The organism is Rudaea sp. (genome assembly GCF_036383415.1).
GTDB lineage: Bacteria > Pseudomonadota > Gammaproteobacteria > Xanthomonadales > Rhodanobacteraceae > Rudaea.
On sequence record NZ_DASVOK010000454.1, the window covers coordinates 1 to 5,883 of the forward strand.

6 protein-coding genes are annotated in these 5,883 nt (G+C 65.0%); 3 read left to right on the plus strand and 3 right to left on the minus strand.

Annotation, left to right across the window (positions count from 1 at the left end; genetic code table 11):
- Positions 1-1,085: hypothetical protein (locus VF497_RS16415; RefSeq protein WP_330890697.1), on the minus strand; the 1,085-nt coding region annotated here is incomplete at its 3' end.
- A gap of 68 nt (positions 1,086-1,153) precedes the next feature.
- On the opposite strand from VF497_RS16415, the gene VF497_RS16420 reads away from it, so the two are divergent.
- Positions 1,154-1,585 (plus strand): copper chaperone PCu(A)C, encoded by a 432-nt coding sequence (locus VF497_RS16420; protein WP_330890699.1) that lies wholly within the window; start codon positions 1,154-1,156, stop codon positions 1,583-1,585.
- Positions 1,586-1,619: 34 nt separating this feature from the next.
- On the opposite strand, the gene VF497_RS16425 is transcribed toward VF497_RS16420, so the two are convergent.
- Positions 1,620-2,042 (minus strand): thioesterase family protein, encoded by a 423-nt coding sequence (locus VF497_RS16425; RefSeq protein WP_330890701.1) that lies wholly within the window; start codon positions 2,040-2,042, stop codon positions 1,620-1,622.
- Positions 2,039-4,894, minus strand: coding sequence for an excinuclease ABC subunit UvrA (uvrA, locus tag VF497_RS16430; RefSeq protein WP_330890703.1), 2,856 nt, complete (start codon positions 4,892-4,894; stop codon positions 2,039-2,041). The genes VF497_RS16425 and uvrA overlap by 4 nt, the downstream gene beginning before the upstream one ends.
- Positions 4,895-5,153: 259 nt before the next feature.
- Here uvrA and VF497_RS16435 point away from each other — a divergent pair, with 259 nt between their 5' ends.
- Together VF497_RS16435 and rplU are read left to right on the plus strand one after the other, a co-directional pair.
- On the plus strand, positions 5,154-5,435 hold the full coding sequence (locus VF497_RS16435) for a hypothetical protein (protein WP_018971332.1): 282 nt from the start codon (positions 5,154-5,156) through the stop codon (positions 5,433-5,435).
- A gap of 245 nt (positions 5,436-5,680) precedes the next feature.
- On the plus strand, positions 5,681-5,883 hold a 203-nt coding region (gene rplU / locus VF497_RS16440), incomplete at its 3' end, for a 50S ribosomal protein L21 (protein ID WP_330890708.1).

Sequence of the window (5,883 nt, forward strand, 5' to 3'; positions counted from 1 at the left end):
GGCAGCGCGCGGTCGATGCGCAGCGCGAGCGTCGAGCGCACCGCGGACGGCGCGTCGCTGCCGTAGCCGCGATCGGTGATCGGCGCCATGCCCGGATTCGCGCGCATGCGCGTCGCCTCGAACAGGTACTGGCGCTGGCAGGCGACGGCCTGGTCGGGGAACAGCGCGACGCGCTGCAGGCTGTTGTCGACAAGGTCGAGCGGCGTGTCGATCGTGTATTCGTGATAGTCGCCGACCGTGCCGCTTTCCGCGGCAGCGGTCGGCGCGGCACCGCCTGCCGCTTTCGCCATCATCATCGGACGCGGAGCGCTCTGCTGCGCGACGCGGTTCGGCGAACCGGCGATCAGCTTGACCTGTGCGCCGCGATAGCTCGCGCCGCTGCGGTTGGCGAGCAGCGCCCAGCCGGACAGGTCGAGCTTGCAGTCGCCGCCCGCGGCTATCCAGCCGGAGTACTCCGCGCGCCAGGCCAAGCCCTGGGTCGGATAGACGAATTCGAAATTGCGCTGGCCGCCCTGCTTGGCGCTGACGTCGAGGCGCAGCGCCGGCGTTGCCGACAGACCCTTGGGCAGGTCGGGAAACGTGACGCGGCCGTAGTCGGTCACCGTCGTTACGCGGCCGTCGGCGAGTTGCACGGTGAGGCCGCCGTTGTTCGACAGCAGCGTGCCGCTGATCGGCGTCGCCGCGGGATTTGCGCCGTTGCCGGCGATCTCGACCGGATGGCCGATCTGACGCTGCACGAGCGCATCGAACGACAACGTCGCATCGTCGAAGCGCTGGCTGACGATCGTGGCATCGCCCGCGTCGACGATGCGTGCGCTCAGCGCGGAAGGATCGAGATAGCGCGCGACCTCGCGCACTTCGATCGTGTTGCTGCCCGGAACGAGGTTGAATGCACGCCGGTCGCGCACGACGGCATAGCCGCCGACATCGCTCGCGCCGTCGCTGGATGAGCTGGTTTCGAACAACCCGTCGCCGTTGTTTGCCTGTGCGCTGTAGATCGACAGCGCATAATGTGAAGAGGGCGCTTGCGCTTGTGCGTGTGAACAGCAGAAGGCGAGGACAGCAGCGAGGATCGTGAGGCGCATGGTCGCAGTCCGTGCAGGGTCGAGCATGCGCGCTATCATAGCGACAAACCACGAATGGAATGTTGCCGATGCGACGATGGGTCGTTTCGATTGCGCTGGCCTTGGCTGCGAGCCAGGCCGCCGTCGCCGCGGGGCGGCTGGAGATCGCCGGCGCGTGGATCCGCACGGCGCCGCCCGGAGCGATGATGCTCGCGGGTTACGCCACGCTGCGCAATGCGGGCGATGCGCCGTTGACGGTGACCGGCGCGGACAGCGCGGCGTTCAGCGACGTGTCGCTGCATGAAAGCGTCGAGGTCGACGGCGTTGCACGGATGAGAGCTCTCGGCTCGATCGAGATCGCCCCTGGAGCGAGCATCGTTCTGGCGCCCGGTGGCAAGCATCTGATGTTGATGCGGTCGAAGAGCGAGATCAAGGTCGGCGAAAGTATAAAAATCCACATTGCGACGAAACCGGGCGATGGTGTCGTCGTCGATTTCGTCGTGCGCGATACCGCGCCGTAGTTTTTCTTCCTTCCCCCCGGTGGGAAGGGAAGCCTTATGCGCAGGCAGTGCGTATTGCTTCGGGCAACGGCGTCGATCTACCCGTCGCCGGATCGATCCAGACCATGACCACGTTGCCGTCCATGTAGAGCACGGACTTGTCCCGCGCGTCGACGATGCGGTGCGCGATCGTGATCGAACTGTTGCCGAGCTTCTCGCAGAACAACTGCACGACGATTTCGCCGGGCCAGGTCAGCGGGCGGCGATAGTTCGCCTGCACCGCGGCCATGATCGGCTTGCTGCCGCTGCCGCGGTCCCAATCCTTGACGAGGTCGGCGAGCCAGCGCACGCGTGCTTCCTCGAGGTAGCGCAGGTACATCGCGTTGTTGACGTGGCCGAATGCGTCCTGGTCGCCCCAGCGCAGGGCGATGGCGATTTCGGCGACCTTGCGCAGTGCGGGAACCGTCGCGTCGTTCATGCGGCTTTCCTTTTCTTGCCGTTGTTTGCGGTGCCGAGCACGCGCGCGAGGAAGCGGCCCGTGTGCGAGGCCTCGTTCTTGGCGATGTCTTCGGGCGTACCCGTGGCGATGATCTGGCCGCCGCGATGGCCGCCTTCGGGGCCGAGGTCGATCACCCAGTCGGCGGTCTTGATCACGTCGAGATTGTGCTCGATCACGACCACGGTGTTGCCGTCGTCGCGCAGGCGGTGCAGCACTTTCAGCAACTGCTCGATGTCGTGGAAGTGCAGGCCCGTGGTCGGCTCGTCGAGGATGTACAGCGTGCGGCCGGTATCGCGCTTGGACAGTTCGCGCGACAGCTTGACGCGCTGTGCCTCGCCGCCCGACAGCGTCGTCGCGCTCTGACCGAGCTTGATGTAGCTCAAGCCCACGTCCATCAGCGTTTCAAGCTTGCGCGCGAGCACGGGCACGGGCTCGAACAATTTCAGCGCGTCCTCGACGGTCATGTCGAGCACGTCGGAAATCGTATGGCCCTTGTAGTGGATCTCGAGCGTCTCGCGGTTGTAGCGCTTGCCGTGGCAGACGTCGCAGGGCACGTAGACGTCGGGCAGGAAGTGCATCTCGACCTTGATCATGCCGTCGCCTTCGCAGGCTTCGCAGCGGCCGCCCTTGACGTTGAACGAGAAGCGCCCCGGCTGGTAGCCGCGCGCGCGCGCCTCGGGTACCTGCGAGTACAGCTCGCGCAGCGGCGTGAACAGGCCCGTGTACGTAGCGGGATTCGAACGCGGCGTGCGCCCGATCGGCGACTGGTCGATGTCGACGACCTTGTCGAACAGTTCGAGGCCTTCGACCTTCTCGAACGGCGCCGGCTTTTCGTTCGCGCCGTTGAGCTCGGCGGCGGTGTAGCGGAACAGTGTGTCGTTGATCAGCGTGGACTTGCCCGAGCCGGATACGCCGGTCACGCAGACGAACAGGCCCGCCGGAATTTCGAGATCGACGTTCTTCAGGTTGTTGCCCGACGCGCCCTTGATCTTCAGCACGACCTGCGGATCGAACTCGTGGCGCTTCTTCGGCACTTCGATGCCACGCTTGCCGGACAGATACTGCCCGGTCAACGAGCGCTTCGCTTCGAGCACGTCCTTGAGTTTGCCTTGCGCGACGATTTCGCCGCCGTGCACGCCCGCGCCGGGACCGATGTCGACGACATGGTCGGCGATGCGGATCGCATCCTCGTCGTGCTCGACCACGATCACCGTGTTGCCGAGATCGCGCAGGCGCGTCAGCGTGCCGAGCAGGCGCTCGTTGTCGCGCTGGTGCAGACCGATCGAGGGTTCGTCGAGCACGTACATGACGCCGACGAGGCCAGCGCCGATCTGCGAGGCGAGGCGGATGCGCTGCGCTTCACCGCCCGAGAGCGAGTCGGCCTGGCGGTCCAAGGTCAGATAATCGAGGCCGACGTCGACGAGGAATTTCAGGCGCTCGCGGATCTCCTTGACGATCTTCGCCGCGATCTCGCCGCGCCAGCCGGCAAGCTTGAGCACGTCGAAGAAGGCCTGTGACTGGTCGATCGGCAGCGCGGTCAGCGCGGGCAAGTTGCTGTCGCCGACGAAGACGTTGCGTGCGCTGCGGTTGAGGCGCTGGCCGTGGCAGTCGGGGCAGGGTCGCTCGCTGATGAATTTGGCCAGTTCCTCGCGCACGGCGGGCGATTCGGTTTCCTTGTAGCGCCGCTCGAGGTTCGGCACGATGCCTTCGAACTTGTGCTTGCGCGTCACCGCGCCGCCGGTCTCGGTGAGATAACGGAACGTGATCTGCTCGTCGCCCGAACCGAACAGCACGGCCTTGCGTATGTTTTCCGCCAGCGATTCCCATGGCGCATCGATGTCGAAGCCGTAGTGCTTGGCCAGCGACATGATCATCTGGAAGTAGTACATGTTGCGCCGGTCCCAGCCGCGCACGGCGCCTGCGGCGAGCGACAGGTTCGGATGTACGACCACGCGGGCCGGGTCGAACACCTGGGTGACGCCGAGGCCGTCGCAACTCGGGCAGGCGCCGACCGGCGAGTTGAACGAGAACAGGCGCGGTTCGAGCTCGGGCAGCGAGTAGTCGCAGACCGGGCAGGAATAGCGCGAGGAGAAGATCGTTGGGTTGGCCTTGTCGTCGTCGAGATCGACCACGAGCACGATGCCGTCGCCGAGGCGCAGCGCGGTCTCGAACGATTCGGCGAGGCGCTGCTTGATCTCTTCGCTCGGGCGGAAGCGATCGATCACGGCTTCGATCGTGTGTTTCTGGCGCAGCGCGAGCGCGGGCACCGCGTCGAGTTCGTGCAGCACGCCGTCAACGCGCGCGCGCACGAAACCCTGCGCGCGCAGCTGCTCGAACACCTGCAGATGCTCGCCCTTGCGCTCGCGCACGATCGGTGCGAGCAGCATGTAGCGGCGTTCGGGGTTCATCGCCAGGGTCGCATCGACCATCTGGCTCACAGTCTGCGCTTCGAGCGGAATACCGTGGTCCGGGCAGCGCGGCGTGCCGACGCGGGCGAACAGCAGGCGCAGGTAGTCGTAGATCTCGGTGATCGTGCCGACCGTCGAACGCGGATTGTGCGAGGTCGACTTCTGTTCGATCGAGATCGCCGGCGACAAGCCTTCGATGTGATCGACGTCGGGCTTCTCCATCACCGACAGGAACTGGCGCGCATAGGCCGACAGAGATTCGACGTAGCGGCGCTGGCCCTCGGCGTAGATCGTGTCGAAGGCGAGCGAGGACTTGCCCGAACCCGACAGGCCGGTGATCACGATGAGGCTGTCGCGCGGCAGGTCGAGATCGATGTTCTTGAGGTTGTGCGTGCGTGCGCCGCGTATGCGGATCGTGTCCATGGCTCGGGGGATTCAGAACGACTGAGTACTATAACGCGCCGGTCAAGTCGCGGCACGGACGATTTGATTGCGGCGGCGTCTCGACTGGCGAGACGCGCTCGCGGGCAAGAGGCATAGTGCCAGTGCCGCTGCAATTCAAGGCGGCGCGGGCGGAGCGCTGCTGACAGTGCGTGTCAGCAGGCTTGCGATTGCGCGGGAAAGGGTTCGGCGCTAAGGTTGCGGCGCTGTTGCGCATCCATTCATTTTCTGGGGAAAAGACATGGTCATCAAACGCATCAACGTACTCAAGCTCGCGATCTTCCAAGGCGCCCTCATGGCCGCATTCGGGCTGCTCGCCGGGTTGTTCTTTCTCGTGTTCGGCTCGATGTTCGCCAAGATGGGCGGTGGCGCGGGCGCGGCCGGCATGATCGGTGGCATCGGCGCCGTGATCTTCCTGCCGATCCTGTACGGCATCTTCGGCTTCATCGGCGGGGCGATCGGTGCATTTGTCTACAACCTCGTTGCGGGGGTGGTCGGCGGCATCGAACTCGAGGTCGAATAAATCCCGCCCACAAAGCTACTGCGCTCGGCATTTCGCGTGCGTACTGTGCTCGGAATCCTCATGTACTCGACTGTACACTCCGGTTCCTGCGCTCCGTGCGCCCGCGAACTGCCTTCGCCCGCTACGCTTTGAGGCCGGGATTGACGGTCGGATGTACCGCCGGTTGACGGTAATCCTCTGAAAAGGTTAGACTTGACGGCTGTCTTTGTACGGCAGAAGCCAAAATAACTACAGAGGAATGCCCAATGTACGCAGTCATCGTCACCGGCGGTAAGCAATACCGCGTCGCGCAGGGGGAAACCCTGCGCGTGGAAAAACTCGAAGCCGACGTCGGCGCCGCGGTCAAATTCGACCAGGTTCTGCTTCTCGGTTCGGGCGAAGGCGTCAAGGTCGGCGCGCCGACCGTCAGCGGTGCCTCGGTCGCGGCCAAGGTCGTCGAACACGGCCG

What these genes read in the sequence shown, in the direction of transcription:
- VF497_RS16435 (WP_018971332.1), top strand. Translation starts at nt 5,154, where the DNA reads ATGGTCATCAAACGCATCAACGTACTCAAGCTCGCGATCTTCCAAGGC.
- VF497_RS16425 (WP_330890701.1), bottom strand. Translation starts at nt 2,042, where the DNA reads ATGAACGACGCGACGGTTCCCGCACTGCGCAAGGTCGCCGAAATCGCC.
- VF497_RS16420 (WP_330890699.1), top strand. Translation starts at nt 1,154, where the DNA reads ATGCGACGATGGGTCGTTTCGATTGCGCTGGCCTTGGCTGCGAGCCAG.
- uvrA (WP_330890703.1), bottom strand. Translation starts at nt 4,894, where the DNA reads ATGGACACGATCCGCATACGCGGCGCACGCACGCACAACCTCAAGAAC.